This is a genomic window from Mesorhizobium sp. M0317 (assembly GCF_040321555.1).
GTDB lineage: Bacteria > Pseudomonadota > Alphaproteobacteria > Rhizobiales > Rhizobiaceae > Mesorhizobium.
This window is the reverse complement of record NZ_JAMYRV010000035.1, coordinates 46,320-71,835: the sequence shown is the minus strand read 5'-3', so window position 1 is coordinate 71,835 and position 25,516 is coordinate 46,320. Positions and strand designations below refer to the sequence as shown.

At 64.4% G+C, this 25,516-nt stretch carries 25 protein-coding genes; 12 read left to right on the top strand and 13 right to left on the bottom strand.

Annotation, left to right across the window (positions count from 1 at the left end; genetic code table 11):
• The first annotated feature begins 67 nt into the window (after positions 1-67).
• Positions 68-763 carry an OmpA family protein gene (locus NKI88_RS22405; RefSeq protein WP_352657258.1) on the top strand — a complete coding sequence of 232 codons (696 nt, stop codon included), beginning with the start codon at positions 68-70 and terminating at the stop codon, positions 761-763.
• On the opposite strand, the gene NKI88_RS22400 is transcribed toward NKI88_RS22405, so the two are convergent.
• The gene (locus NKI88_RS22400; RefSeq protein ID WP_023691947.1) at positions 750-1,523 is read right to left on the bottom strand and encodes an IclR family transcriptional regulator; all 774 of its coding nucleotides are present in this window, start codon (positions 1,521-1,523) and stop codon (positions 750-752) included. The two genes, NKI88_RS22405 and NKI88_RS22400, sit on opposite strands and share 14 nt — an antisense overlap.
• A gap of 206 nt (positions 1,524-1,729) precedes the next feature.
• Here NKI88_RS22400 and NKI88_RS22395 point away from each other — a divergent pair, with 206 nt between their 5' ends.
• The 5 genes from NKI88_RS22395 (at position 1,730) to NKI88_RS22375 (ending at position 6,954) form a co-directional block, all read left to right on the top strand.
• Positions 1,730-2,707, top strand: a complete 978-nt coding sequence (locus NKI88_RS22395; RefSeq protein WP_023691946.1) for a Bug family tripartite tricarboxylate transporter substrate binding protein — start codon at positions 1,730-1,732, stop codon at positions 2,705-2,707.
• Positions 2,708-2,832: 125 nt separating this feature from the next.
• Positions 2,833-3,369, top strand: a complete 537-nt coding sequence (locus NKI88_RS22390; RefSeq protein ID WP_023700086.1) for a tripartite tricarboxylate transporter TctB family protein — start codon at positions 2,833-2,835, stop codon at positions 3,367-3,369.
• 4 nt (positions 3,370-3,373) lie between these two features.
• Positions 3,374-4,897 carry a tripartite tricarboxylate transporter permease gene (locus tag NKI88_RS22385; protein ID WP_023686551.1) on the top strand — a complete coding sequence of 508 codons (1,524 nt, stop codon included), beginning with the start codon at positions 3,374-3,376 and terminating at the stop codon, positions 4,895-4,897.
• Between the two features lie 15 nt (positions 4,898-4,912).
• Positions 4,913-6,091, top strand: a complete 1,179-nt coding sequence (locus NKI88_RS22380; protein ID WP_031201319.1) for a CaiB/BaiF CoA transferase family protein — start codon at positions 4,913-4,915, stop codon at positions 6,089-6,091.
• Positions 6,088-6,954 (top strand): citryl-CoA lyase, encoded by an 867-nt coding sequence (locus NKI88_RS22375; protein ID WP_031196006.1) that lies wholly within the window; start codon positions 6,088-6,090, stop codon positions 6,952-6,954. Before NKI88_RS22380 ends, NKI88_RS22375 begins: the two co-directional genes overlap by 4 nt.
• A gap of 6 nt (positions 6,955-6,960) precedes the next feature.
• On the opposite strand, the gene NKI88_RS22370 is transcribed toward NKI88_RS22375, so the two are convergent.
• Positions 6,961-7,437 carry an NUDIX hydrolase gene (locus tag NKI88_RS22370; RefSeq protein WP_352650757.1) on the bottom strand — a complete coding sequence of 159 codons (477 nt, stop codon included), beginning with the start codon at positions 7,435-7,437 and terminating at the stop codon, positions 6,961-6,963.
• Positions 7,438-7,557: 120 nt separating this feature from the next.
• Complete coding sequence (locus NKI88_RS22365) at positions 7,558-7,860, bottom strand: hypothetical protein (protein WP_352657254.1); 303 nt, start codon at positions 7,858-7,860, stop codon at positions 7,558-7,560.
• 218 nt (positions 7,861-8,078) lie between these two features.
• Between NKI88_RS22365 and NKI88_RS22360 the strand changes: the two genes are divergently transcribed.
• Positions 8,079-8,669: an invasion associated locus B family protein gene (locus NKI88_RS22360; RefSeq protein WP_031243995.1), complete on the top strand. Its 591-nt coding sequence runs from the start codon at positions 8,079-8,081 to the stop codon at positions 8,667-8,669.
• A 15-nt stretch (positions 8,670-8,684) separates the two neighbouring features.
• On the opposite strand, the gene NKI88_RS22355 is transcribed toward NKI88_RS22360, so the two are convergent.
• The 7 genes from NKI88_RS22355 to NKI88_RS22325 all read right to left on the bottom strand — a co-directional run bounded on the left by NKI88_RS22355 (position 8,685) and on the right by NKI88_RS22325 (position 17,104).
• Complete coding sequence (locus NKI88_RS22355; RefSeq protein WP_023700081.1) at positions 8,685-9,377, bottom strand: response regulator transcription factor; 693 nt, start codon at positions 9,375-9,377, stop codon at positions 8,685-8,687.
• On the bottom strand, positions 9,374-12,106 hold the full coding sequence (locus tag NKI88_RS22350; RefSeq protein WP_352657251.1) for a DUF4118 domain-containing protein: 2,733 nt from the start codon (positions 12,104-12,106) through the stop codon (positions 9,374-9,376). Before NKI88_RS22350 ends, NKI88_RS22355 begins: the two co-directional genes overlap by 4 nt.
• A 67-nt stretch (positions 12,107-12,173) precedes the next feature.
• Complete coding sequence (gene kdpC / locus NKI88_RS22345; RefSeq protein WP_352657248.1) at positions 12,174-12,740, bottom strand: potassium-transporting ATPase subunit KdpC; 567 nt, start codon at positions 12,738-12,740, stop codon at positions 12,174-12,176.
• 12 nt (positions 12,741-12,752) lie between these two features.
• Positions 12,753-14,846, bottom strand: coding sequence for a potassium-transporting ATPase subunit KdpB (gene kdpB / locus NKI88_RS22340; protein WP_352657246.1), 2,094 nt, complete (start codon positions 14,844-14,846; stop codon positions 12,753-12,755).
• A 232-nt stretch (positions 14,847-15,078) separates the two neighbouring features.
• Entirely contained in the window at positions 15,079-16,782 is a 1,704-nt protein-coding gene (kdpA, locus tag NKI88_RS22335; RefSeq protein ID WP_352657243.1) for a potassium-transporting ATPase subunit KdpA, read from the bottom strand.
• Between the two features lie 18 nt (positions 16,783-16,800).
• Positions 16,801-16,890, bottom strand: coding sequence for a K(+)-transporting ATPase subunit F (locus NKI88_RS22330; RefSeq protein ID WP_023669708.1), 90 nt, complete (start codon positions 16,888-16,890; stop codon positions 16,801-16,803).
• A 16-nt stretch (positions 16,891-16,906) separates the two neighbouring features.
• Positions 16,907-17,104 carry a hypothetical protein gene (locus tag NKI88_RS22325; protein WP_352657240.1) on the bottom strand — a complete coding sequence of 66 codons (198 nt, stop codon included), beginning with the start codon at positions 17,102-17,104 and terminating at the stop codon, positions 16,907-16,909.
• Positions 17,105-17,269: 165 nt separating this feature from the next.
• Here NKI88_RS22325 and NKI88_RS22320 point away from each other — a divergent pair, with 165 nt between their 5' ends.
• Positions 17,270-19,060 carry a flavin-containing monooxygenase gene (locus NKI88_RS22320; RefSeq protein WP_352657237.1) on the top strand — a complete coding sequence of 597 codons (1,791 nt, stop codon included), beginning with the start codon at positions 17,270-17,272 and terminating at the stop codon, positions 19,058-19,060.
• Between the two features lie 153 nt (positions 19,061-19,213).
• Here NKI88_RS22320 and NKI88_RS22315 read toward each other — a convergent pair whose 3' ends face one another.
• Complete coding sequence (locus NKI88_RS22315; protein ID WP_352657234.1) at positions 19,214-20,440, bottom strand: amidohydrolase/deacetylase family metallohydrolase; 1,227 nt, start codon at positions 20,438-20,440, stop codon at positions 19,214-19,216.
• A gap of 105 nt (positions 20,441-20,545) precedes the next feature.
• Entirely contained in the window at positions 20,546-20,911 is a 366-nt protein-coding gene (locus tag NKI88_RS22310) for a RidA family protein (protein WP_352657231.1), read from the bottom strand.
• A 175-nt stretch (positions 20,912-21,086) separates the two neighbouring features.
• Here NKI88_RS22310 and NKI88_RS22305 point away from each other — a divergent pair, with 175 nt between their 5' ends.
• Positions 21,087-21,572 (top strand): hypothetical protein, encoded by a 486-nt coding sequence (locus NKI88_RS22305; RefSeq protein ID WP_023669704.1) that lies wholly within the window; start codon positions 21,087-21,089, stop codon positions 21,570-21,572.
• Between the two features lie 133 nt (positions 21,573-21,705).
• Here the strand turns inward: NKI88_RS22305 and NKI88_RS22300 are convergent, their stop codons facing one another.
• Positions 21,706-21,936 (bottom strand): hypothetical protein, encoded by a 231-nt coding sequence (locus tag NKI88_RS22300; RefSeq protein ID WP_023669703.1) that lies wholly within the window; start codon positions 21,934-21,936, stop codon positions 21,706-21,708.
• Positions 21,937-22,082: 146 nt separating this feature from the next.
• On the opposite strand from NKI88_RS22300, the gene NKI88_RS22295 reads away from it, so the two are divergent.
• From NKI88_RS22295 to NKI88_RS22285, 3 genes are all read left to right on the top strand, one after another.
• Positions 22,083-22,724 carry a glutathione S-transferase family protein gene (locus NKI88_RS22295; protein ID WP_023754275.1) on the top strand — a complete coding sequence of 214 codons (642 nt, stop codon included), beginning with the start codon at positions 22,083-22,085 and terminating at the stop codon, positions 22,722-22,724.
• 137 nt (positions 22,725-22,861) lie between these two features.
• Positions 22,862-24,364: a helicase HerA domain-containing protein gene (locus NKI88_RS22290; RefSeq protein WP_352657228.1), complete on the top strand. Its 1,503-nt coding sequence runs from the start codon at positions 22,862-22,864 to the stop codon at positions 24,362-24,364.
• 128 nt (positions 24,365-24,492) lie between these two features.
• On the top strand, positions 24,493-25,458 hold the full coding sequence (locus NKI88_RS22285; RefSeq protein WP_352657225.1) for a hypothetical protein: 966 nt from the start codon (positions 24,493-24,495) through the stop codon (positions 25,456-25,458).
• The last annotated feature ends 58 nt before the right edge of the window (positions 25,459-25,516 follow it).

Here is a 25,516-nt window from a genome sequence, read left to right as displayed (position 1 = left end):
TTTTTTTTTTTATGATACTGACCTGTATTTGTGGGGGGCCGCGGGCGGCTAAGTCGTTTTGTAAGGAATGAGGTATGCGGGCGGCGGCGCCGCCGACCGGTCGTCGAGCGGTGGCGGCGGCGACATGAGCCTGATGATGTATTTCTTCCATGAAAGCGACGTCAAGGACGCGGCCTTTTCCAATGGCGCCTGTGCGGTAACCACCGGTATCAACGACCAGCGCTTCTTCGCCGCCAAGCTGCCGCAGGACGGCGGCGACGCCTATGTCACGGTTCAGGCCTATTCGCTGATCGACGACCTCTACTGCAAGGAACTCAACGGCCGCACCATTGCCGTCGTTCAGGTGCTGGAGCCCAAGGCGCGCGACAAGAAGATGGTGGTGGTCGAAGCGGCCAAGATGGCGGATTCGCTGTCGGCCACCGGCTCCATCTCGCTCTACGGCATCTTCTTCGACACCGACAAGGCCGACATCAAGCCGGAATCGGAACCGACGCTGAAGGAGATCTCGACGCTTCTGACCAACGAGCCCGGCATGGCGGTGATCGTCGTCGGTCATACCGACAACCAGGGCGCCTTCGACTACAATATCGATCTGTCGTCGCGGCGGGCGCAGTCGGTAAAGGCGGCGCTGGTCTCGAAATATGGCATCGATGGCGGCCGGCTGACCGCCGCCGGCGCCGGCATGATGGCGCCCGTCGCCAGCAATGATGACGAAACCGGCCGCGCCAAGAACCGCCGCGTGGTGCTGGTCAAGGCGAACTGAGGCCGATCACGGTTTCAGCGCCGGCTAGGCGCGCTGCCTGCTCCAGCATCGAGCCATCCTCGCCGAAGGCGCGGGTGGCGCGAGCGGCGGCCTCCAGCAGGTCCGGTGTCATGCGGCGCAGGAACGCCGTATCGACGCGTGTCGACGGGCCGGCCAGCGTCAAGGCGCCGAGCAGAACGCGGCCCGGTCCGAACACCGGCACCGAGACGCCCGCCGTCTCCGGGTCGCGGTCGCCGATCGACAGATAGTGGCAGGCCTTGCGGATGGTCTCGTATGGTTCGCCCGGCTGGCCCGAAAACGCTGCCAGCACGCGGCCGCCAGAGCCGGCGAGCAACGGCAGCAGGTCGCCTTCCCGGATCGTGTAGCGGATCGGGTGCTTGGACTCGACGCGGTAGAGACAGGTGCGGGCGTCGCCGGAGCGGACATAGAAGGCGACGCTTTCCCAACTGCGTTCGGCAAGATCGCGCATGATCGGCAGCAGGATGTCGACCGCCACGACCGACCGCTGGTAAAGCGCGCCAAGCCTGAAGGTGGCAGGTCCGATGCGGTAGCGGCCATCGTCGAGCCGCTCCAGCAACTGCCCGCGCAGCAACGAGTTCGCCAGCCTCAAAATGGTGCTTTTGTAGAGCCCGGTGCGCGCCGCGATCTCGGCCAGGCTGAGCGAGCGGTCGGCGGTCGCGAACGCGTCGAGAATGGCGATCGCGCGGTCGAGCGCGGCAACACCATCGGCCGGCAACGGCTGGGATCGCGCTTCGGTCATCTCACGAACAGTTTCATTCCAGTTTACCTGCTCGGACAAAGGCCGGCCGAAGCGATTGTGCCGCACATCCATGGTTCTGTCTAGTAGAACAGCGTTCCTGTTGACAGAACGTACCGAAATCGGCATGAATTTTTGCCGAGCGGGTCTGTTTTCAGGCTACGTTTCTGGCAGGCACCGGAGGAGGTGTCGTGATTTGGAGGAATCCCATGCTGAACAGACGCAGATTTTTGATGAGCACCGCGGCCGCAGGCGCTGCCGGATTCGTCGCAACGCATTTGACGCCCGCTTTCGCTCAGGATGCACCGCAGATCCAGATCTTCGTGCCGGCCGCGCCCGGCGGCGGCTGGGACCAGACGGGGCGCACCATCGACCAGGTGCTGCGCAGTGAAAAACTGATCTCCGGCTCGCAGATCACCAATGTCGGCGGCGCCGGCGGCACTGTCGGCCTGCCGCAGTTCATCAGCCAGTGGAAGGGCAAGGGCAATTCGCTGATGGTGGCCGGCATGGTCATGGTCGGCGCCATCATCGCCAACAAATCGGCCAACAACCTCTCCGAAGTGACGCCCATCGCTCGCCTCACCGGCGAGTTCGAGGCGCTGGTAGTGCCGGCGGATTCGCCGTTCAAGACGGCCGGCGATTTCGTTGCGGCGCTCAAAGCGGATCCGACCAAGGTTCCGGTGGCCGGCGGCTCGGCCGGCGGCTCCGACCACATCCTGTTCGGGCTGATCGCCAAGACGGTCGGCGTTCCGGCAACCAACCTCTCCTATGTGCCTTTCGCCGGCGGCGGCGAGGCGCTGTCGGCGCTGCTCGGCAACCAGGTGGCGGCCGGCATTTCCGGCTTCGGCGAGTTCTCCGAGCAGGTCAAGGCGGGCGCGCTTCGGCTGTTGGCGATCTCCGCCGACAAGCGCCAGGACGGCATCGACGCACCGACGATGAAGGAAGCCGGCATTGACGTCGAACTGTTCAACTGGCGCGGCGTCTTCGCACCGCCAGGCGTCTCCGACGCCGACAAGGCGGCGATGGTCACGATGATCGAGACCATGGCCAAGAGCGATGCCTGGGCAGCCGAATGCAAGAACCGCAACTGGACGCCCATCCTGCTCACCGGCGACGACTATGCGAAATTCCTCGTCGACGACACCGCCCGCATCACCGCGATCCTCAAGGATCTCGGCCTCGCCTGATGTCTTCAGGGGCGGCCCCGGCCGCCCCTTCCGACATTAGCCTGCGGCATGGACATATCATGCGCTGGGAGTGAAACTGCGGATGCGGCCGGCGGGAGGATGCCGGCCATCTCGGGAGGACATCGATGAGCACCAGCGACCAGCAGCCGGCGCCCCCGCGCCTTGCCATGCCCGAATTGTTGATCGGCATCGGGCTTCTCGCCTGTGCTGCGGCCGTGGCGTGGCAGACCCTGGCGATCCCGGTTTCGCCGCTCTATTCCAAGGTCGGGCCGACCGTCTTCCCCTACATCACCATGACAGGCATGATCGTGCTTTCGCTGCTGCTCATCGTCGCCGCGTTGCGCGGCGGCTGGCAGCCGCAGGAGGAAAAGGAAACGCCGACCGACTGGAAGGCCATGGGCATCGTCGTTGCCGGCCTGGTCGCCAATCTGGTGCTGATCCAGCCGCTCGGCTTCACCGCCGCCTCGGTCATCATGTTCGTGCTCGTCTGTTATGGCTTCGGCAGCAAGCACACGCTGCGCGATGCGCTGACCGGCCTGATCCTGGCGCTTGCCGCCTATTTCGGCTTTGCCAGGGCGCTCGGCGTCAACATTGGCGCCGGCTTCATCGAAAACCAGCTGAACACGGTGATCGACGCGATCATCGCCACTGTGAGGGGCTGACGCCATGGAGACGCTCGGCCATCTCGCCCACGGATTTTCCGTCGCTTTCTCGCCGATGAACCTGCTGTGGTGCCTGGTCGGCACCACGCTCGGCACCGCCATCGGCGTGCTGCCCGGTCTCGGGCCGGCGCTGACCATCGCGCTGCTGCTGCCGATCACCTACCAGGTGGCGCCGGAGGCTTCCTTCATCCTGTTCGCCGGCATCTATTACGGCGCCATGTATGGCGGCTCGACGACCTCGATCCTGCTCAACACGCCGGGCGAAAGCGCCACCATCGTCACCGCGCTGGAAGGCAACAGGATGGCCCGCTCGGGTCGCGGCGGCGCGGCACTGGCGACCTCGGCGATCGGCTCCTTCGTCGCCGGCACCATCGGCACGATGGGCGTCGCCTTCCTGGCGCCGGTGGTGGTGAAGTTCGCGCTGGCCTTCGGGCCGGCCGAATATTTCTCGCTGATGGTGCTCGCCTTCATCACGGTTTCGGCGGTGCTCGGCTCGTCCTCCGTGCGCGGCCTCACCAGCCTGTTCATCGGCTTCGTCATCGGCATGATCGGCGTCGACCTGCAGACGGGACAGCCGCGCTTCACCTTCGGCATGAACGAACTGCTCGATGGCGTCGATGTCATCATTGCCGCGGTCGGCCTGTTTGCCGTCGGCGAGACGCTCTACATGGCCTCGCGCCGCTATGCCGGCAAGGACGAGATCGTGCCGCTCAAGGGATCGCTCTACATGACAGCGGCCGAATGGGGACGATCGTGGAAGCCATGGCTGCGCGGCGCTTTCATCGGCTTCCCGATCGGCGCCATGCCTGCCGGCGGCGCCGAGATCCCGACCTTCCTGTCCTATGCCATCGAAAAGAAGCTGTCGAAGCACAAGGAGGAGTTCGGCACGGTCGGCGCCATCGAGGGCGTTGCCGGACCGGAAGCCGCCAACAATGCGTCTGCCGCCGGCGTGCTGGTGCCGATGCTCACCCTTGGCCTGCCGACCTCGGCGACCGCCGCAATCATGCTGTCGGCCTTCCAGAGCTACGGCATCAATCCGGGACCGCTGCTGTTGACGACGCAGGCCGATCTGGTCTGGGGCCTGATCGCCAGCCTGTTCATCGCCAACGTCATCCTGGTCGTCCTCAACCTGCCGCTGATCGGGCTGTGGGTACGGCTGTTGAAAATCCCGGCGCCGCAGCTCTATGCCGGCATCCTGGTGTTCGCCACCGTCGGCACCTACGGCATCTCGCAATCGCCGATCGACCTCGTCATCCTCTATCTCCTGGGGGCCGCCGGCTTCCTGATGCGGCGCTTCGATTTCCCGACCGCGCCGGTCATCATCGGCATGATCCTGGGGCCGCTTGCCGAAACGCAGTTCCGCCGGGCGATGACGATCTCGAACGGCGACTGGTCGGTGTTCTACACCCACAAGCTGTCGCTGGTGCTGCTGATCCTTGCCTTCATCGGGCTCGCCGGTCCGCATATCTGGGCCTTCATCGAGCATCGGCGCCGGCGCGGACCCGAGCATGTGCCGGGCGATGCCTGAGCGACCTGGAGCATCATGACCGATCTGCTTGCCGGCATCCGCATTCTCGACCTGACCAATGTGCTGGCGGGCCCTTATTGTGCCTACCAGCTGGCGCTGCTCGGCGCCGATGTCATCAAGGTCGAGACGCCGCAAGGCGGCGATCTGGCGCGCCAGCTCGGCGCCTCGCCGGCGCTCAACGAGGCGGGGATGGGCGCGTCGTTCCTGGCGCAGAATGCCGGCAAGCGATCGGTGGTGCTGGATCTCAAAAGCGAAGCCGACCGCGAACGCTTCCTCGATCTCGTCGCCTCCGCCGATGCGCTGGTCGAGAACTTTCGACCGGGCGTGATGGGGCGGCTGGGGCTTGGCTATGAGGCGCTGAAAGCGGTTCGTCCGGGTCTCGTCTATTGCGCCATATCGGGGTTCGGCCAGACCGGGCCGATGCGCGACAATCCGGCCTACGACCAGATCATCCAGGGGCTGTCCGGCATCATGAGCATCACCGGCACGCCGGAGACCGCACCCTTGCGGGTCGGCTATCCCGTCGCCGACACGCTGGGCGGGCTGGTCGGGGCCTTCGCCATCGCCGCGGCGCTGGTCAAGCAGAAGACCTCGGGCGAGGGCGCGTTTCTCGATGTCTCGATGCTCGAATGCACGCTGTCGGCGCTGGGCTGGCCGGTGTCCAACTATCTGACCGCCGGTGTCGAGCCGCAGCCGATGGGCAATGAGAACATGACGGCTGCGCCCTCCGGCGCGTTTCGCACCGGCGACGGCCTGCTCAACATCGCCGCCAACAAGCAGGAGCAGTTCGTCACGCTTTGCCGGCTGATCGGCCAGCCGGAACTGGCCGACGATCCGCGCTTTGCCGAGCGCGAGACGCGCAAGCAGAACCGTGCCTCCTTGAAAGGGCTGATCGAGACAGCGCTTGCGAGCGCCTCGGCGGCTGCCTGGGAAGAAAAGTTCAACCGCGCCGGCGTGCCGGCGGGCCGGGTGCTGACGATCCCCCAAGTGCTTGGCGAGCGCCAGGTGGTCGAGCGCGACATGACCACGCGTTTCCAGGGCCTGCCCGGCATGGAGCAGCCGCTGACTGTGGTGCGCGGCGGCTTCATGGTCGATGGCGCGGCACCCTTGCCGGTCCTGCCGCCGCCTGTGCTGGGCGAGCATATGGACGAGGTTTTTTCCACCCTGCCGCCGCGCGCCAGGAGAAGCGCGTGAGCGAGAGAAAAACCGGCCGCGAACGCGGCGAGGAATGGTGGCAGACCGGCATCATCGAGATGAGCCCCGGCATCATCCGGCTGCGCGGCTATGAAATCCAGGAACTGATCGGCCGCGTCAGCTTTCCGGCCACGATCTGGCTGATGCTGCGCGGCGAATTGCCGAGCGAGGAGCAGGCGGCGCTGCTCGGCATTGCGCTGGGGGCGGCCGTCGACCACGGGCCGCAGGCGCCGTCGATCGCCATTGCCCGCATGGCCATCACCTGCGGAGTCGGCATCAACAGCGCCATGGCGTCCGCCGTCAACGTGCTGGGTGACGTGCATGGCGGCGCCGGCGAACAGGCGCTGTCCTTCTATGGCGACATTGCCGTGGCACTTGACCAGGGTGTTGCGCTGGACCAAGCCGTAGCCGCACGGCTCGACCGTTTCTTCGCCGAGGAGAAAGGCTATGTGCCGGGATTTGGCCATCGCTTCCACCCGGTCGATCCGCGCGCGCCGCGCCTGATCGCAGTGACGCGCGAGTTTGCCGCGCGCGGCGTCGTCAGCGGACGCTTTGCCGACATCGCCGAGGCCGTCGAATCAGAGGTGGCACGGCGCAAGGGGAAGAAAATACCGCTCAACATCGACGGCGCCACCGCCGTCATCTATGGCGAGCTCGGCTTTCCGCCGCCGTTGACGCGCGGCCTGTTCGTGCTCTCGCGCTCGGTCGGCATCCTGGCGCATGCATGGGAACAGTCGCAGCAAAGCGAGCGCAACAAAGGGCCGCTGCCGCGCGAATGGCTGTGGGCCTATACGGGCACGCCGCTGCGGCCATTTCCCGCTGAGGGGGATGAGGGTCCCGCTGAAGGGGACGAGGGCAAGTGAGGTTGGTCAGGCCGGGTCCGGCACTGCCGGCTGAGGCGGCGCCAGGTTGGCCATCAGCGTCGAGAGATCCGGCTCATCGATGAGCAACGCCGCGTCCTGCGGCTTGAGCCATGCCCGCTGGCGGCTCTTGGCCTCCTGCCAGTTGGCCAGTTCCTCGGACACCTCCAACAGATAGACGACGACGTCGACGCGCACAAAATTGTGCTCCAGCCGTTTCCAGTAGGAATAGCTGCCGGCAGGCGCCTTGCGGGTCTTGCCGAGCACGCCGGCTTCTTCGCGCGCCTCGATGGTGGCGGCCTTGCGCCCGCTCTTTCCTTTCATCGGCCAGCCCTTGGGCACGATAAAGCGCTTCGTCGCTCGCGACGTCACCAGCATCACTTCGAAATTGCCTGAAACGTCCAGACGAAAGGGAATGGCGGCGACCTGGCGAATGTGTTCGCCTCGCCTTGCCTTGCGTACCGCCTTTTTCTTAGTCGTCGCCATGTGCTGAAATCCGGTGGGCGGGCGCACAGCCGCACGCCGCCTGCAAACCCCTGATATGCCCGCGAGGCAATGAGCATCTTTAGTAAATAAGTCGACTAAGTAAATCGCAGGCGACCGATATCAACGGCAAACACGCACAATCTGGTTGTTGACGATCTGAATCGGACAAGCTTGCCGGACGACGGGCACTTCGGGGCGCGGCTGCGGCACGATCCGACGGTCCTGCTCGCGATATTGCTGCTGCTGTTGCTGGAACTGCTGCCGCTGCAGGCTGTTGCGCAATTGCTGCAGCTGGTTCTGCTGGATCAGCCGGTTGGCGCTGGGATTGACGGATTGAGCCGCAGCAGATTGCATGATGTCGGCGAGCGTTGCTGCTGCCAGCATTGCCGACATCAGAACTGTCGATAGGCGAAGCGTCGACATCAGTTCATTCCCGTACAGATATAACCTCCTCTCTATATAGGGCGTTCGTCTCGATCTGCCATGGGCGGGTCTGCCATGGGCCGATCTGCCACGGGTTGGCGAAATCCCTGAGGAAGCGGCCTGGCCGCACTTGACAGAAAAGATCGATTGACCGCTCTATCGGGCGCGGATCTCGGGCTCAATCGCTGCTGACTCGAGGCACAATCGGGAGCATATTGATGAAAAGCAGGCAAGTATATTTCGCGGCGCTACTGGGCAGCATCTGTATTCTTGGCCCGGTGGCAGTCGCGGCGCAAACCAAGACCGACAAGGCGGCGCCTGCCGCCGCAGCGCCCGCCCCTGCTGCCGGCCCGACATTGCCTGGCGGCGCCTCGGCGCTGTCCGAGACACATGGCGACTGGACGGTCAATTGCCAGGTAACCGGCACGGCCAAGGTTTGCAGCCTGTCGCATCAGCAGTTCAACAAGCAGTCCAACCAGCGCCTGCTGGCGATCGAGCTGTCGAGCAAGAGCGGCGAGGATGCCGCCGGAACGCTGGCGCTGCCGTTCGGCCTGGCGCTCGCCAAAGGAGTCAGCCTGACCATCGACGACCAGAAGCTGGAAGGCAGCTTGCCGTTCAACACCTGCCAGGCCGTCGGCTGCCTGGTGCCGGTGGCGTTCGATGCCAGCGTCACGCCGCTGCTCAAGGCAGCCACCACGCTGAAGATCGACGCCTTCGCGGCCGACACCGGTCAAGCGGTGAGTTTCACTATCCCGCTCAACGGCTTCGGCGGCGCACTGGCACGGACGGCGGAATTGTCGGTCGACTGAGCAGCGAGCGCGCGGTCACTCAACCTCGCGTAGCCGGTACCCCACCCCGGTTTCGGTGGTGATGTAGCGCGGCTGGTCGGGCGACTTTTCGATCTTCTGCCGGAGCTGGCGGACATAGACCCTGAGATACTGCACGTCGGTCGAATCGCCCCACACCTGCTTCAGAAGGAAATGGTGGGTCAGCACCTTGCCGGCATGCTGCACCATAATACGCAATATGTCGTATTCCTTGGGGGAGAGCTTTATCTCCTTGCCTTCGACCTTGACGATGCGCTTGACCAGGTCGACCGAGAGATCGCCGGTCTGAAACACCGGCTTTTCGCCCTGCTGCTGGAATCGGTGGCGCAGCGCGACGCGGATTCTGGCGACCAGTTCGTTCATGCCGAACGGCTTGGTGATGTAGTCGTCAGCGCCGAGTTCGAGCGCCGCGACGATGCCGGCTTCGTCGGTGCGGCTGGACAGGATGACCACGGGCACGTCGAGGCCGTCGCCGCGCCATTTCCGCAGGAGATCGAGGCCACCCATGCCGGGCAGGCCGAGGTCGAGCAGGATCAGATCCGGCTTTTGTGCATCGACGAGTTCGATCGCGGCCCCGGCATTGGGCGCCTCGCTGACCGCATAGCCCTGGCTGCCGAGGCCGACGCGCAGCAGTTTGCGGATCGGCGGCTCGTCATCGACGACCAGTATGCTGACATTGGAATTTGTCATGCCGGATCACCAGATGCTTGCTCGTCCACACCTGATACGTCCGTATCGGACGATTGTACCAACCTCGGCATGCGGATTGTGAAGACTGCGCCCGGGCGATCGCTGCGGTTCGCCGCCATGATCGTGCCGCCCATCGCCTCGATGAAGCCCCGGCAGATCGACAGGCCGAGCCCGGTGCCGGCCTGGACCTGATCGCGCTTGCGCACCCGGTAAAAGCTGTCGAAGACGCGCTCCAGGTCGGCGGGCGGAATGCCCGGTCCCTCATCCATGATCTGCAGCGCGACGGAGCCATTGTCGGCCCAGCCCTGCAGCCGGATTGTCGATCCCTGTGGCGCGTATTTCGCGGCATTGTCGAGCAGATTGAACAGCATTTGTTCGAACAGCACGGGATCAAGCTTCAGCATCGGCAGGTCGGCCGGAATATCAACCTCGGTCTTGTGCCCGGCAGTGATCTTGCGTGCCCGCTGCAAGGCCGAGCCAACGACATCGCCGACATAGTGCAGGGCGAAATTCGGTTCCATGGCGCCCGATTCAATCTTGGTCATGTCGAGCAGATTGGCGATGAAGCGGTTCAGCCGTTCGGACTCGTCGAGCACGGTGGTCAGCAGCTCGGCCCGATCGTTCTCGGGCAGTGCCGGCGCAAATTCCCTGAGCGTGCCGGCCGCGCCCATGATGGCCGCCAGCGGCGTCTTCAGATCATGCGAGATCGACGTCAGCAGTGCCGAGCGCAAGCGGTCGGCCTCGGCCGCCAGCCTGGCGCGGTCGACATCGGCGACCAGCTGGATGCGCTCGATGGCAACCGCCGCCTGGTCGGCCAGCGCGTCGAGCAGGCGCTGTTGCTCGGGCGTCAGCAGCGGGCCTTGCTTGTCATTGTCGAGGCCGACGACGCCGACGGCCGTGCGTGCGGTGCGCAAGGGGAGGTAGAGGCGTTTTGCCCCGGGCAGGGTATCGGCGCCACGGCCGGCAGCCCGGTTGTGTTCCCAAGCCCAGCGTGCAGCCGCGATGTCGGCCTCGGCCAGCGTGTCATCGGGGGGATAACCGGCCTTGACGGTGATCGTGCCTTCTTCCGGCAAAAGCAGCACCACGCGCAGCTTCAGCATCGAGGCGATCTGGAAGGCTGTGGCCCACAAAACGTCGTCGAGCGTGCCGGCGCCGGCGAGCTTCTTTGAAAAGAGGTAGATGTCCTCGGTGGCCCGGGCGCGTGAACGGGCGGCGGCTGCCTGACGCTGCACACGCGCCGTCAGATTGCTGGCGATGACGGCAACGACGAGGAAGACGGCGAAGGCAACGATGCTCTCCGGATCGCGGATCGTCATCGTGTAGCGCGGCTCGAGAAAGAAGAAGTTGAAGGCAATGGCGCTGAGGAAACAGGCGTACAGCGCCGGCCACAGGCCAAAGGTCACTGCCGATGTCAGCACCGCCAGCAGCAGCACGCTGGCAAGGTTGCGAACGTCGAGGAACTGATCGAGGACGGCGCTGACGGCAAGCGCGCCGGCGACATAGACGGTCGAGAAAAGATAAGGCCAGATTTGAAATGGCGTCTGCTCGGCCGCCGCCTTGACCCTCGACGTGGCCTCGTTGTCGCGCTCCGTTCCTGAAATGACATGGACGCTGATATCGCCGGCATTGCGGATCAGATCGTAGGTGAGCGAACCCTCGATCAGTTCGCGCCAGCGCGAGCGGGTCGGCCTGCCGACGACGATATGGGTGAAGTTGTTGGCCGTGGCGTGGCGGACGATGTCCTGGGCGACGTTCTGGCCCGGAATGGTCGTCACCTCGGCGCCGAGCTGCTCGGCCAGGCGCAAGAGCGTGGCCAGCTGGTCCTTGTCTTCCTCCAACATGGCGGCCGAACGCGGCGTGTCGACGTGCAGCGCCGTCCACGGTGCGCGCAGCCGGTCGGCCAGCCGGCGCGCATAGCGGACACGAGACGCTCCGCCCGGACGCGCATCGACGCAGACGAGCACCCTTTCGCCCGCCGCCCAAGGGCCGGGAATCGCGTGCGACTGCATGTGGTTGAGCAACTGCTCGTCGACGCGCTGGGCGGTGCGGCGCAGCGCCAATTCCCGAAGCGCGGTCAGATTGCCCGGCGAGAAATAGTTTTCGACTGCGCGCTGGGCAGTGTTGGGGAAATAGACCTTGCCCTCTTTCAGCCGCTTGATCAGGTCGTCGGGCGTGAGGTCGATGATCTCGATGTCATCGGCCTGGTCGATGATGGAGTCCGGGACCGTTTCGCGCACCCTGACCCGGGTGATCTGCGCCACCACGTCATTCAGGCTCTCGACATGCTGGATGTTGAGCGTGGTGTAGACGTCGATGCCGCGCGCAAGGATTTCCTGGACGTCGAGATAGCGCTTGGGGTGGCGGCTGCCGGGTGCGTTGGTGTGGGCGAGTTCGTCGACGAGCACCAGCGCCGGCCGGCGGGTGAGGATGGCGTCGATGTCCATCTCATTCAGCACGCGGTCCTTGTAGTCGACCTTCTGGCGCGGGATGACCTCGTAGCCTTCGACCAGCGCCAGGGTTTCCTTGCGGCCGTGGGTTTCGACGATGCCGATGACCACGTCGATGCCGTCGGCAAGCATGGCGCGGCCGGCCATCAGCATTTCGTAGGTCTTGCCGACACCGGGTGCAGCGCCGAGAAATATCCGCAGGCGGCCGCGCTCTTCCCGTTCCGCATGCTCGAGCAGCGCGTCCGGAGAGGGTCTGGTATAGTTGCTTCTGGCGTCCGGCATCAGGCTCGATCATGAACGGCGCCGAGGATCGTGTCGATCCCTGGCCCCTGGCTTCAGAGATTGTCTCTCACTGCTTGGTATCGTCCAGTGCCAGGTTGAGCGCCAGCACATTGACGACCGGCTCGCCGAGGAAGCCGAGTTCGCGGCCTTCGACATGGCTGTCGACAAGCGCCTTGACCTTGGCTTCGTCGAAGCCCCTGGCCTCGGCCACCCGAGCGACCTGGAAATAGGCGGCGTCCGGGCTGATGGTGGGGTCGAGGCCGCTGCCGGACGTCGTCACCAGATCCATCGGCACCGGCTGGTTCGGGTTCTCCGCCTTCAGCTTTGCAACATCGCCCTTGATGCGGTCGATCAGCTTGGGGTTGGTTGGACCGAGATTGGAGCCGCTGGACGCTGCGGCGTTGTATCCGTCGCCGGCAGCCGAGGGGCGGCCATGGAAATACTTGTCGTCGGCAAAGCCCTGGCCGATCAGTTCGGAGCCGATGACCGTGCCGTTTTTCTCGATCAAGCTGCCATTGGCCTGGTGCGGAAACAGCGCCTGGGCGATGCCGGTCATGCCCAGGGGATAGATCAGGCCGGTCAAAACGGTGAAAAAGACGATCATGATAACAGCGGGTCTTATCTGAGTGAGCATGGACGTATTTCCTTAAGCGAGGCCGAGGCCGGTGACGATCATGTCGATCGCCTTGATGCCGACGAAGGGAACGATGATGCCGCCGAGGCCGTAGACCAGCAGGTTGCGGCTGAGCAGCGCGCCGGCGCCGATGGCGCGGTATTTGACGCCTTTAAGCGACAGCGGGATCAGAGCGATGATGATCAGCGCGTTGAAGATGATGGCCGACAGGATGGCGCTCTGCGGCGTCGCCAGATGCATGATGTTGAGCGCTTGCAGGGGGCCGATTGTATGTCCCGGCGCAACGTAGAAGACGGCAAACATGGCCGGGATGATGGCGAAGTATTTGGCGACGTCGTTGGCGATCGAGAAGGTCGTCAGCGAGCCGCGCGTCATCAGCAGCGCCTTGCCGATCTCGACGATCTCGATCAGCTTGGTCGGGTCACTATCGAGGTCGATCATGTTGCCGGCCTCGCGGGCGGCAACCGTGCCGGTGTTCATGGCGACGCCGACATCGGCCTGCGCCAATGCCGGCGCGTCGTTGGTGCCGTCACCGCACATGGCGACCAGCTTGCCCTTGGCCTGTTCGTCGCGGATCAGCTTCAGCTTGTCCTCGGGCGTGGCCTGGGCGAGGAAATCGTCGACGCCGGCTTCGGCTGCGATCGCCGCCGCAGTCATCGGATTGTCGCCGGTGATCATCACGGTGCGGATGCCCATTTTGCGCAGTTCGGCAAAGCGCTCGCGGATGCCACCCTTGACGATGTCCTTGAGGTGGACGACGCCGAGCAGGCGGCCGTCACGCTCGACGGCCAGCGGCGTGCCGCCAGCCTTGGCGATCTCGTCGGCGATCGCCTGGAGATCCTTCACGGTGTCGCTGCCGGGGCGCGCGCCATGGGTGGCCGATGTCGACTGGCTGACATAGGCGAGAACCGAATCGACGGCGCCCTTGCGCACCGACGAGCCATCGATGTCGACGCCGCTCATCCGGGTCTGCGCGGTGAAGGGCACGAAACTGGCGTGCAATGTCGCCATGTCGCGGGCGCGGATGGCGTATTTTTCCTTGGCCAGCACGACGATCGAGCGTCCCTCGGGCGTCTCGTCGGCGAGCGAGGCAAGCTGTGCCGCATCGGCCAGTTCCTGCTCGGTCACACCCTTGACCGGCCGAAATTCGGTGGCCTGGCGGTTGCCGAGCGTGATGGTGCCGGTCTTGTCGAGCAAAAGCGTATCGACGTCGCCCGCCGCTTCCACGGCGCGGCCGGACATAGCCAGCACGTTGAAGCGCACCAGGCGGTCCATGCCGGCAATGCCGATGGCCGACAGCAGGGCGCCGATGGTGGTCGGGATCAAGGTGACGAACAGCGCGACCAGCACCGTCACCGGGATATAGCCGCCGGAATAGGAGGCAAAGCTCGGGATCGTGGCGGTGGCCAGCACGAAGATCAGCGTCATGCCGACGAGCAGGATGTTGAGCGCGATCTCGTTGGGCGTCTTCTGGCGCGAGGCACCCTCGACCAGCGAGATCATGCGGTCGAGGAAGGTGTGGCCGGAGGCGGCTGATATGCGCACGCGAATCCAGTCGGACAGAACCTGCGTGCCGCCGGTGACCGCCGAACGGTCGCCGCCGGATTCGCGAATGACGGGTGCGGACTCGCCGGTGATTGCCGCCTCGTTGACCGAGGCCACGCCTTCGATCACTTCACCGTCGGACGGGATGATGTCGCCGGCTTCGACCAGCACGATGTCGCCAACCTTCAGGCTGGTGCCGGGCACCAGCTTGAACCTGGAGCGGTCTTCGCCGGCAAGCAGCTTGGCCTGGGTTTCGGTGCGCGCCTTGCGCAGCGAATCGGCCTGCGCCTTGCCGCGGCCTTCGGCGACGGCCTCGGCGAAGTTGGCGAACAGCACGGTGAACCACAGCCAGATGATGATCTGCAGCGTAAAGCCGAAATCGCCGCCGCCGGTGGCGAGATCCTTGACGAACAGGACCGTGGTAAGAAGCGAGACGATGGCGACGACGAACATCACCGGGTTCCTGACCAGCGTGCGGGGGTCGAGTTTCCTGAAGGCGCCGCCGATGGCCGGCCACAGGATGCGGGCATCCATGATGCTCGCGGATTTGGACTGGCTCATTTGGTGGCTCCAGTATCTGAACTGTTGGCCGGCACCGACCGATCGGATGCCGAAAAGAGGGGCGGCGGACCATAGGCCAGCAGCCAGATCACGATCATGACTGCCGCGAGGCCGAGGAAGGTAGATACGCTGGGGAAGGGAGGGGGCGTTTCCTCCCCCTCATTGCCGGCTCGTGGGCCGGCTCGCGGCCGGGCCTTCATGCGTTTTGGGTAGAACCAGGACATGACAAGCCTCAGAATGTCTGGCCGTTGATGGCAGCCAGGTGCTCGACGATCGGTCCGATCGCCAGTGCCGGGAAGAAGGTCAGGCCGACGACGATCAGGATGACGCCGACGAGCAGGCCGACGAACAGCGGGCCGTCGGTCGGGAAGGTGCCGGCGGAAGCCGGAACCGTCTTCTTCGTCGCTAGCGAGCCGGCAATGGCAAGCGCTGGAATGATGACGAAGAAGCGACCCACCCACATGGAGATGCCGAGCGTGATGTTGTACCAGGGCGTGTTGCCGGAAAGGCCGCCAAAGGCCGAGCCGTTGTTGGCCGCCGCCGAAGTGTAGGCATAAAGAACCTCGGAGAAGCCATGCGGACCGCCATTGGCCATCGAGGCGACGGCGCTTGGCAGCACGACCGCTATTGCCGTGAAGACCAGCATGACCAACGGCAGAGCGAGGATGGCGAGCATTGCCATCTTGACCTCCTTGGCCTCGATCTTCTTGCCGAGATATTCGGGCGTGCGGCCAACCATCAGGCCGGCGACGAACACGGTGATGACGATGAACATGACGATGCCGTAGAAGCCGGCGCCGACGCCGCCGACGATGACTTCGCCGAGCTGCATGTTGAGCATCGGGATCAGGCCGCCAAGTGCTGTGAACGAGTCATGCATGGCGTTCACCGCACCGCAGCTCGCAGCCGTGGTGATGACGGCGAATAGTGCCGAAGCGGCAATGCCGAAGCGGCTCTCCTTGCCTTCCATGTTGGCGCCGTCGACGCCCAACGCATGGACCAGCGGATTGCCCGCGGCTTCCGCCCAGTAGCAGATAACGACGCCAGCGATGAACAGCACACCCATCGTGGCCAGGATCGCCCAGCCCTGGCGCTGGTTGCCGACCATGCGGCCGAAGACGTTGGTGAGTGCAGCACCCAGCGCGAAGATCGTCACCATCTGGATCATGTTGGAGATGGCGTCGGGGTTTTCGAAAGGATGCGCGGCATTGGCGTTGAAGAAGCCGCCGCCATTGGTGCCGAGCATCTTGATGGCGACCTGCGAGGCGACCGGCCCAAGGGCGAGCGTCTGCTTGGCGCCCTCCAGCGTGGTGGCGTCGACATAAGGCCCGAGCGTCTGCGGCATGCCGAGCCAGACATAGACAAGGGTGAGCACGATGCTGAGCGGCAGCAGGATGTAGAGCGTGCAGCGGGTCATATCGACCCAGAAATTGCCGATCGATTTGGCCGAGGCGCGGGTGAAGCCGCGGATCAGCGCCACCGCAATGGAAATGCCGACGGCGGCCGACATGAAGTTCTGCACGGTGAGGCCGGCCATTTGCACGAGATAGGACATCGTGCTTTCGCCGCCGTAATTCTGCCAGTTGGTGTTGGTGACGAAGCTGACGGCAGTGTTGAAGGCGAGATTGGGTTCGACCGATGCCATCCCGGCCGGATTGTAAGGCAGGACGCCCTGCAAGCGTTGCACAAAGTACAGCACCAGGAAGCTGGCAAGGCTGAAGAAGATGATGCCGGCCGCATAGGTCGTCCAGTGCTGCTCCTCGAGCTCGCTGGTTCCCGAAATGCGGTAGAGGCCGCGCTCAACGGGCCCGAGTATGGGCGAGAGAAAGGTGCGATCGCCATTGAAGACGCAGTACATGTAGCCGCCGAGCGGCTTCACCAGCAAAACGACGATCCCGCAATAAACCAGGATCTGTATCCATCCGTTGAGTGTCATGGCTTTCCGTGCCTTGCTTCAGAAGCGTTCTGGGCGAACGAGGGCGTATGTCAGGTAGACGAGCAGGAACAAGGTCACGCCGCCACCGAGGATGTAATCGACAAGCATGGTGCGATCCTTCCGCTTAAAGAGCGTCGCAAGCTTTGATGTAGGCGAGGGAAAGACCGAAGAACAAAACCTCGATCCCGATGACGACGATGTCCATTTGTGTTGGTCCTTGCTTCTGCTTGTATTTGGCGCCAGCGACTGGCGAGCCAGAAATTCCATGAGAACGGCCCGCCGCAGCGTTTTGCTCGAGATGGAATATGGACTCGATCGCCATAAAGGTTCGAGACGGGGCCGGGAGGAAAGATATAAAATTCCTATAAAGATTTCCGGGAGATGGCTCCGTTCCGGGCCGCTAGAAACCGACGCCATGATATCGCGACCCCTCTTGCGGCGGCTCCGTCTTTCGAAACAATGGGAACGCAAAGTGAGGGAAAAACAGATGCTCGACATGGCACCATCGAAACAGGCGGCGACATGGCTTTGCGCGCTTGCACGGGCGCTGGAAGCTGATGACGCCGAGGCGGCCGCCAACCTGTTCGTCGAGGATTGCTACTGGCGCGATCTGCTGGCTTTCACCTGGAACATCACCACGATGGAAGGCCGCGATGAGATCCGCGACATGCTGCAATCGACGCTGGCGGAAGCGAAGCCCTCACACTGGACGCTGTCCGGCGAGGCGACCTCGGATGAGGGCACCGTCGAGGCCTGGTTCACGTTCGAAACGGCGGTCGCGCGGGGCGAAGGGATTGTGCGCCTTACGGACGGCCGCTGCCGGACCTTGTTGACGGCGGTGCGTGAGCTCAAGGGGTTCGAGGAACAAAAGGGACCGGCGCGGCCGCTTGGTATCCGTCACAAGGCCGATCCGAAGCGCGAAACCTGGGCGGAGGCGCGGGCGCGCGAGACGCGCGACCTCGGCGCCACCGAGCAGCCCTATTGCCTGGTGATCGGCGGCGGGCAGGGCGGCATCATGCTCGGCGCGCGGCTGAGGCAGCTCGGTGTGCCCACCATCATCATCGAGAAAAATGCGCGCCCCGGCGATTCCTGGCGCAACCGTTATCGCTCGCTCGTGCTCCACGATCCGGTCTGGTACGACCATCTGCCCTACATTCCGTTCCCGGAGAACTGGCCGGTGTTCACGCCCAAGGACAAGATGGGCGACTGGCTGGAGATGTATGTCAGGGTGATGGAGCTCAACTACTGGGTCGCCACCAAATGCCTCAGCGCCAGCTATGACGAGGCCGAGAAGGTGTGGACTGTGGTGGTCGACCGCGTCGGCCGGCAGATCACGCTGAAGCCGAAGCACATTGTCTTTGCCACCGGCGCCTATGGCCCGCCACGCCAGATCGCGCTGCCCGGCGCCGAGACCTTCAAGGGCGAACTCCTGCATTCCAGCCAGTATGCAAGCGGCGAGAAATTCCGCGGCAGACGTGTCGCTGTCATCGGCGCGGCAAGCTCGGGGCACGATGTCAGCGTCGACCTCTGGGAGAGCGGCGCAGACGTCACCATGATCCAGCGGTCGCCGACGACAGTGGTGAAATCCGACACTCTGATGGAAGTCGGCTTCGAGATCTTCTCGGAAAAGGCTTTGGCGCGCGGCATCAGCACCGACAAGGCCGACCTGATCGTCGCGTCCACGCCGTTCGCGCTTGTACCCAAGGGCCAGCGGGATCTTTACGAGGTGATCAAGGCACGCGACGCAGACTTCTACGACCAGCTACGCGCCGCCGGCTTCGCCATCGATTTCGGGGAGGACGAGACCGGGCTGTTGATGAAGGCCTACCGCACCGGCTCCGGCTACTACATCGATGTCGGCGCCTGCGAACTGATCATCAATGGCGAGATCAAAGTGAAGAGCGGCGTCGGCATCAGTTCATTGACGCCGACCGGCATCCTGTTCGACGACCGCAGCGAGCTGGCCGTCGATGCGATCGTCGCCTGTACCGGCTACCAGTCGATGAACGAGACCGTGGCGGCCATCGTCTCGCGCGAGGTCGCCGACAAGGTCGGGCCATGCTGGGGCCTCGGCTCCGGCGTCAAGGGCGATCCCGGTCCTTGGCAAGGCGAGCTGCGCAACATGTGGAAGCCGACGGCGCAGGACGCGCTGTGGTTCCACGGCGGCAATCTGGCGCTGTCGCGGTTTTACTCGAAATATGTGGCGCTGCAGATCAAGGCGCGGATGGAAGGGATTGCGACGCCGGTGTTTGGGGCGGTGAGTAACGCAGGGCGCTAGCGATCTCCTCCCCCCTCGAGGGGGAGATGTCGCCGAAGGCGACAGAGGGGTCGCCGCGCGTGGAGCGCTGACCTCCAGCTGCCGCGAGGAGCTTGCGTCCGGTCGAACCGACCCCCTCTGGCCTGCCGGCCATCTCCCCCTCAAGGAGGGAGATTATCCATGCCCGAAATGCCGTGCCGCGACCTCGACATGCGTATGTGCCGCATGCGGCTCGAAGCGCTCGGTCTCGTTGTGGTCGGGCGCCTCGTTCGGCCACCAGACACCGCCGATAACAATGCCTTCTGAGACCAGCCGCTGATCCGCGATCAGCGCCGCACCGACCGCATCGACGAAGGTAAAGCGCCCGGGGCGCAGTCTCAGCACCGCGACATCGCCGACACCGCCAACTTTCAGCGTCCCAAGCTCCGGCCTGGCGATCGCCTCGGCTGGCCTTTGCGTGGCGGCGCACAGCACCTCGACCAGCGGCATGCCCAGCGCCATCAGCTTCGACATGCAGACCAGTATGTCGAAGGCCGGACCGTCGACGCAATAGAGATGCACGTCGCTGGAGATGACGTCGGGCGCGAGGCCCTCGGCCAGCATCGCTTTCGCCACGGCGAAGTCGAACGATCCCATGCCGTGGCCAATGTCGAAGATGACGCCGCGTTCGCGGGCCAGCCGCATGTCCGGCCGCACCGCGCCGGAAGCGAACACCGGCGCATTGGGGACTGGCCGAAAACAATGGGTGAGGATGTCGCCTCTCCGCAGGCGCGGCAGCACTTCGGAGCGGCCGGGGGGCGGCTCGTCTATATGCGCCATCAGCGGCAGGCCGGCCTGGTCGGCGGCTTCCAGCGCGAGATCGACCGGCGCGATCCCGCTGGCGCCGCCGGCATGCTTGCCGGAGCGCACTTTTACCCCAACGACGACATCGGCGTGCTCGCGCACCGCAGCCACCGTCTCGCGTGGCTCGCAGAGCCTGAGATCGCTGCATTCGCCGACCGAGACGCTTTGCGAGAAGCCGAATATGCCGGCAAAGGAGATGTTGACGTAGGCGAGAATACGCACCTTCGAGCGCTCGATGACATGGCGGCGAAAGCCCAGAAAATTGCCGGCGCCGGCGCTGCCGGCATCGATGAAGGTGGTGGTTCCGCTCTTGGCCGCCAGCCGGTCGGCGTCGACGCCCAGCGAGGTGCCGCCCCAATAGACATGGCTGTGCAGGTCGATGAGGCCGGGCGTGACGATGCAATCACGAGCGTCGACTATCTTGGTGGCGTGCTCGGCATCGATCGCCGCCTCGATGGCCACGATGCGTCCGCCCGCAACGGCGACATCGCGCGGCGCGTCCAGGCCCGAGGCCGGATCGATCAGGCGGCCGCCCTTGATCAGGAGATCGAACTGCATCGGCGCCTGCCTCTCTCTTTGTTTCGGGGCATGATCTTTGGACAAAACGGTTTCCGTTTGTCCGAGAAAACCGGTTTCCACTTTTCGGGATCATGCCCCGACTGGTCAAACCGGCCGGTAAGCGACGGCTTCGACCTCGATCTTGATGTCGATCATCAGCCGCGATTCGACCGTGGTGCGGGCCGGCGGATTTTTCGGGAAGTGCTTGGCGTAGACGGCATTGAAGGCGCCGAAGTCGCGCGGGTCCTCGAGCCAGACCGTGGTCTTGACGACATCGTCCATGGTGCAGCCGGCCAGCGCGAGTGCTGCCTTCACATTCTGCAGCACCTGCTCGGTCTGCTCGGTAATGCCGCCCTTGACCACAATGCGGTCGCCGTCGACCGGCACCTGACCTGAGATGTAGACGAAATCCCCGGCGCGCACGGCCGGCGACAGCGGCACGTGGGATGTTCCAAAACACTCTTTGGGCAAGGGAAACTCCTGTTCAGAATGGCGGGCCGCGCCCCGTTTTCGACGACCGCTCTACGCCTGTCCCGGTGATCCTCATAGGGGGCTTTTTGGAAAGCAACATTTTTCCAAACGCGTGTTGCTTTATCGCAGGCTCGCCAGCATCTTGCGCGTCGCATTTTCCCGACAGGAGATTTCAATGACCTTCGACAAGAACCCGTTTCCAGAGGGCGATGCCGATCGCCACGCGCTCTGGGAAATGTTGGTGCGGCGCGACATCGACGCCTTTATCGGTCAGGACTGGTCGATGGTCGAGGATGATTTCCTCGCCGACAGCTTCTTCGGCATGCATGCGCATTTCCTCAGCGATGCCGACGCCTGGCGTCTGCAATTCCCGAGCCTTGCCGTCTATCGCGACGAATGGCTGCGCCAGGCCAAGGAGACGGCGGCGGCCAGATTCGCCGAGCCGCTGCGCGAGGCGCTGTTTCGCGTCACCAACATGCGCGACATCGACGTCGATGGCGACCGCGCCGTGCTGCACAAGAAGTTCAACGGCTCGGTGGCCAAGGCCGATGGCAGCGTCGACAAGCTGAAATGGCAGACGCTGTATTTCTGCAGGAAGGTGGCGGGCCACTGGAAGATCGGCGGCTTCGTCGGCTACATGCCGCATCCCTTGGGGATCTGAGTCTTGCCCGCTTATGCTATTGCCGGCCTTCGCGCACGAAGACGTGCGCCTCCCGGGCTGCAGTTGTAAAAGCTCGCCAACCGAATCCACTCGAGCTCAAGCGAGTTGAACGGCACAGGTTCGTCCCACAGGGCTAGCGGGAGCGGTGGTCGAACACGACCGCCATGGTCTTACCAATTGCCGCCATGACGACGAGTTCGACGAGATCGTCGTCGCTGTCGACACAGGTTGGATCCATGCGGCGGATGGCATCGAGCGCCGCTCTAGTCGAGACGGTATCGCCAGCGCGGAATCTGGAAAGCGCAGAGGAAACAAGGTTCTGGGTTGTCACGTCGATGACAGGTACGCTCGGCACTACGTTCATGGCTTCCTCCTGCCAAGAACCCTCTCCCGAAGGAAATAATACGCCGAACAACGGCGTGTGCCAGCGGAATCGTGGTCCGACCAGATTGCCGGGAGGGCACGTTTGCGTGTTTGATAAGGTCGAGCCCACAGCGTCCAGGACCGGATATGAAACTGTACTTCAGCCGCAATCCCAATCCGCGCCTTGCGGTAGCAACGGCACGTCATCTGCAGGCCAAGGTCGAGTGTGAGTTCGCGGCACCCATGGCGCCCGGGCAGGCTGAGCGGTTTCGTCAGCTCAATCCCAATCTTACCCTGCCGATATTGGCATGGACGGGCGGCAGCCTGTGGGAAGCCGACGCCATAGCCTGCCTTCTGTCGCGCGAAGCGGGTTCGGATTTCTGGCGCGGCGGCGGCGACCAACCCGACATGATCCGCTGGCTAAGCTGGGGCAAGGAAAATTTCGTGCGGGCCTGCGACACCGTGCATTTCGAGCGCGGAACCAAGCAGCGCTACGGGATTGGGCCTGTCGACCAGGGCAAGGTCGAGGAGGGGCTGGCGGAGTTCCGCATCGCGGCAGCGATTCTCGAGGCGGAGCTCGCCAAGCGGCCATGGCTTGTGGGCAAGTCGCTTTCCTATGCCGATTTCCGCATGGCGACGTTTTTGCCGTTCAACGATGCAGCCGGCCTGCCGCTGGCGGACTATCCCTCTGTTCTGGGTTGGTATCGCCGGCTCGAAGCCATCGATGCCTGGCGCGATCCCTTCGACGGGCTGGAAGCGCCGCTTCTGCCGCCGGTCAACTCCGCTTGATGTGCCTTCCCTTTGGGCAGATGGGCTGATGTGTGGCGCTTTGGCAGCATAGGTGTGGAACAGCGGGCGAGTTGCCATGGCGCGCTCGACGGCTCGCGGCCGGGTTGATAAGCCCTGTCCGCAAGGAGAGTCGTGACATGACCGTAGCCATCGAGATGGGACAGACGACGGCGGGTGCGCCGGCGGCGCTCGACCTTGAGGAGCTGCTGGCGACCCGGCTTCTGGTGCAAGGCAATTCCGGCTCCGGCAAATCGCACCTTTTGCGCCGGCTCCTGGAGCAGAGCGCGCCCTGGGTGCAGCAGACCATCATCGACCCGGAAGGCGATTTCGTCTCGCTGGGCGACCATTACGGCCATCTGGTCATCGATGCCGAGGAGCATACGGAGCGTGGCCTGCAAGCAGCCGGCGAGCGGGCGCGCATCCACCGCGTCTCCACGGTGCTCAATCTCGAAGGGCTCGATGCCGAGAACCAGATGCGGCGCGCCGCTGCCTTTCTCGGCGGATTGTTCGAGGCCGCCCGGGAGCATTGGTATCCGATGCTGGTGGTGGTCGACGAAGCGCAGCTGTTCGCACCGGCGGTGGCCGGCGAGGTTTCCGACGAGGCGCGCAAACTCTCGCTCGGCGCCATGACCAATCTGATGTGCCGCGGCCGCAAGCGTGGCCTTGCCGGCATCATCGCCACGCAGCGGCTGGCAAAGCTCGCCAAGAATGTTGCGGCGGAGGCCTCCAACTTCCTCATGGGCCGTACCTTCCTCGATATCGACATGGCGCGCGCCGCCGACCTTCTGGGCATGGAACGGCGCCAGGCGGAGGCGTTTCGCGATCTGGAGCGCGGGCACTTCATGGCGCTGGGACCGGCGCTGTCGCGCCGCCCGCTCGGCGTGCGCATCGGCCAGACCGAGACCAGCCCGCGCAACGGTACGCCGCGGCTGATGGCAATGCCGGAAACAGCGCTTGAAGACGCACGCGCCATCATCCTGGCGGCGCCGCCGCCCGAGACGATCCGCGCGCCGCGCCGGATGGCGTCGCCGGAGCTGCTCGACCAGCTGATGGCGGCCAAATCGGCGGCGCTGGACATCCGCCCCGAACCTGCGGAACCGGCGGTAAGCGCCGAGGATATGGCCGAGCGGCGAGAGCGGGTGGACCGTGTCCTGCGCGCCATCCTGGCGCAGCCCGATGCGGGTTTCCGCGTCATCGGCGTGCTTTATCAGGAGTTCGTCGTCCGCTGCCGCATCGAAGGCCTCGCTTCGGTGGTGCCGGACCTCTCAGAATTCCGTCGCATGCTGACGCGCGCCCGCGCCGGGCTCGGCGCCGACATGGCAGGCGATGACGCCTGGCAGGACGTTTCCGTGCGCGCCGCGCTGCTGCCCGAGGACATGCAGGGCGTGTTCATGATGATCGCCCGCGCCGCCAAGGAGGGCTGGCCGTGCCCGAGCGACGCGGCGATCGCGCGCGCCTACGGCTCGCATTCGCTGCGGCGCGCCCGGCGGCTGCTCACCTATATCGAGGAGCAGGGCCTCATCGTCTGCCAGCTCGACGGCACCGGCCGCCGCACGGTGACGCTGGTCGAGCTCGCCTGGGCAACGGCGCCGGGCGACCCCAATGCCGCGGAGGCGGAACAGGGCAGCCTGGCGCTGTGAAAGGCGAACAGGAAGCTACCTGACTTGCTTGCGCGGTTCTGAACAAGATGTGTTTCGCCGATCGGCGCGCGACGATTTATGATGGGTTTCCGAGAATCGCAGAACGGTTCGGGCGGGAGGGTTGTCCGGTGCGGTTGAAATCTCTGGCTGTCTTTGTCTTTGGCCTCCTCGCCATCGCCGGCATCGCCTTGACGATGTCTGCCCGGTCTTTTGCCGCGTCCTCCGATATACCGGCGTGGCTGCAGGCCCATGTCGGCAATGACGACGGCGAGATTTCGCAAGTGGTGCTGGAGCGGGCGCGCGCGCTTTACCTGAAGAAGGTCGCGCAAGGCGCGGTCCACAATGGCTGCTATTTCGCCATGGATGCGACGCGCCCCGGCGATCTCGGCAATGGCGTGCTGGGGCGGCGCTACTACGTCATTTGCGAGGCCAAGCAGTCGTTCAGGGCGATCTCGTCGGGCCATGGCGGCGGCCGCAATTTGAAAGGCATGGTCGATTTCTCCAACGGCAAACGCTGCGCGAAAAACTTCGGCAATGCCCTGGACTCGTCCTTGACGACCGGTGGCGCCTATATGACCGGCGAGGCAAAGACCTCATTCAAGGGTTTTTACCGCATCGGCGCAAAAAAGGACCAGGCGCTGCTGCGCACCTTCATCCAGTTCGACGGCGAGGGCGAGACGGCGAATGCCAGGCAGCGGGTGATCGGCGGCCACGCGGCGCGGCTGTTGCGCGGCATGTGCCTGCGCAAGAACCCGAACAGCTCCTATGCCGACCATGACGGCTTCGTCCCATACGGCAAGCTGGTGGATTACGCCGGCGGCCGCAGCAATGGCTGCACCAGCTGGTCGCCGTCCGACGCCGACCAGATCATTTCGATGGTGAAGAGCAATCCGACGACGCTCTATATCTACCCGGAATCGCGCGACATCGCCGCCGTTGGCAAATCGGGCGCCTATTGGAATGCGTCCTGCCTGAAGGAGATCGGCAAGCCGAAATTCTGGCCGCGAAAGAGCCTTGAGCCGATCATCGCGCAATACGCCAAGGACAACCCGCCACCGCCGCCGCAACCGTTGCCGATCTGCACCGGGCCGTGAGGGATGAGCCCTCGGCTCGGCATTGTCGGCGGCGCGGACTGGCTGGGCGGCGCCGCCG

Coding starts and splice junctions, on each gene's coding strand:
- NKI88_RS22405 (WP_352657258.1), top strand. CDS start 68: ATGAGGTATGCGGGCGGCGGCGCCGCCGACCGGTCGTCGAGCGGTGGC.
- NKI88_RS22400 (WP_023691947.1), bottom strand. CDS start 1,523: ATGACCGAAGCGCGATCCCAGCCGTTGCCGGCCGATGGTGTTGCCGCG.
- NKI88_RS22395 (WP_023691946.1), top strand. CDS start 1,730: ATGCTGAACAGACGCAGATTTTTGATGAGCACCGCGGCCGCAGGCGCT.
- NKI88_RS22390 (WP_023700086.1), top strand. CDS start 2,833: ATGAGCACCAGCGACCAGCAGCCGGCGCCCCCGCGCCTTGCCATGCCC.
- NKI88_RS22385 (WP_023686551.1), top strand. CDS start 3,374: ATGGAGACGCTCGGCCATCTCGCCCACGGATTTTCCGTCGCTTTCTCG.
- NKI88_RS22380 (WP_031201319.1), top strand. CDS start 4,913: ATGACCGATCTGCTTGCCGGCATCCGCATTCTCGACCTGACCAATGTG.
- NKI88_RS22370 (WP_352650757.1), bottom strand. CDS start 7,437: ATGGCGACGACTAAGAAAAAGGCGGTACGCAAGGCAAGGCGAGGCGAA.
- NKI88_RS22365 (WP_352657254.1), bottom strand. CDS start 7,860: ATGTCGACGCTTCGCCTATCGACAGTTCTGATGTCGGCAATGCTGGCA.
- NKI88_RS22360 (WP_031243995.1), top strand. CDS start 8,079: ATGAAAAGCAGGCAAGTATATTTCGCGGCGCTACTGGGCAGCATCTGT.
- NKI88_RS22355 (WP_023700081.1), bottom strand. CDS start 9,377: ATGACAAATTCCAATGTCAGCATACTGGTCGTCGATGACGAGCCGCCG.
- NKI88_RS22350 (WP_352657251.1), bottom strand. CDS start 12,106: ATGCCGGACGCCAGAAGCAACTATACCAGACCCTCTCCGGACGCGCTG.
- kdpC (WP_352657248.1), bottom strand. CDS start 12,740: ATGCTCACTCAGATAAGACCCGCTGTTATCATGATCGTCTTTTTCACC.
- kdpB (WP_352657246.1), bottom strand. CDS start 14,846: ATGAGCCAGTCCAAATCCGCGAGCATCATGGATGCCCGCATCCTGTGG.
- kdpA (WP_352657243.1), bottom strand. CDS start 16,782: ATGACACTCAACGGATGGATACAGATCCTGGTTTATTGCGGGATCGTC.
- NKI88_RS22330 (WP_023669708.1), bottom strand. CDS start 16,890: ATGCTTGTCGATTACATCCTCGGTGGCGGCGTGACCTTGTTCCTGCTC.
- NKI88_RS22325 (WP_352657240.1), bottom strand. CDS start 17,104: ATGGCGATCGAGTCCATATTCCATCTCGAGCAAAACGCTGCGGCGGGC.
- NKI88_RS22320 (WP_352657237.1), top strand. CDS start 17,270: ATGCTCGACATGGCACCATCGAAACAGGCGGCGACATGGCTTTGCGCG.
- NKI88_RS22315 (WP_352657234.1), bottom strand. CDS start 20,440: ATGCAGTTCGATCTCCTGATCAAGGGCGGCCGCCTGATCGATCCGGCC.
- NKI88_RS22305 (WP_023669704.1), top strand. CDS start 21,087: ATGACCTTCGACAAGAACCCGTTTCCAGAGGGCGATGCCGATCGCCAC.
- NKI88_RS22300 (WP_023669703.1), bottom strand. CDS start 21,936: ATGAACGTAGTGCCGAGCGTACCTGTCATCGACGTGACAACCCAGAAC.
- NKI88_RS22295 (WP_023754275.1), top strand. CDS start 22,083: ATGAAACTGTACTTCAGCCGCAATCCCAATCCGCGCCTTGCGGTAGCA.
- NKI88_RS22290 (WP_352657228.1), top strand. CDS start 22,862: ATGACCGTAGCCATCGAGATGGGACAGACGACGGCGGGTGCGCCGGCG.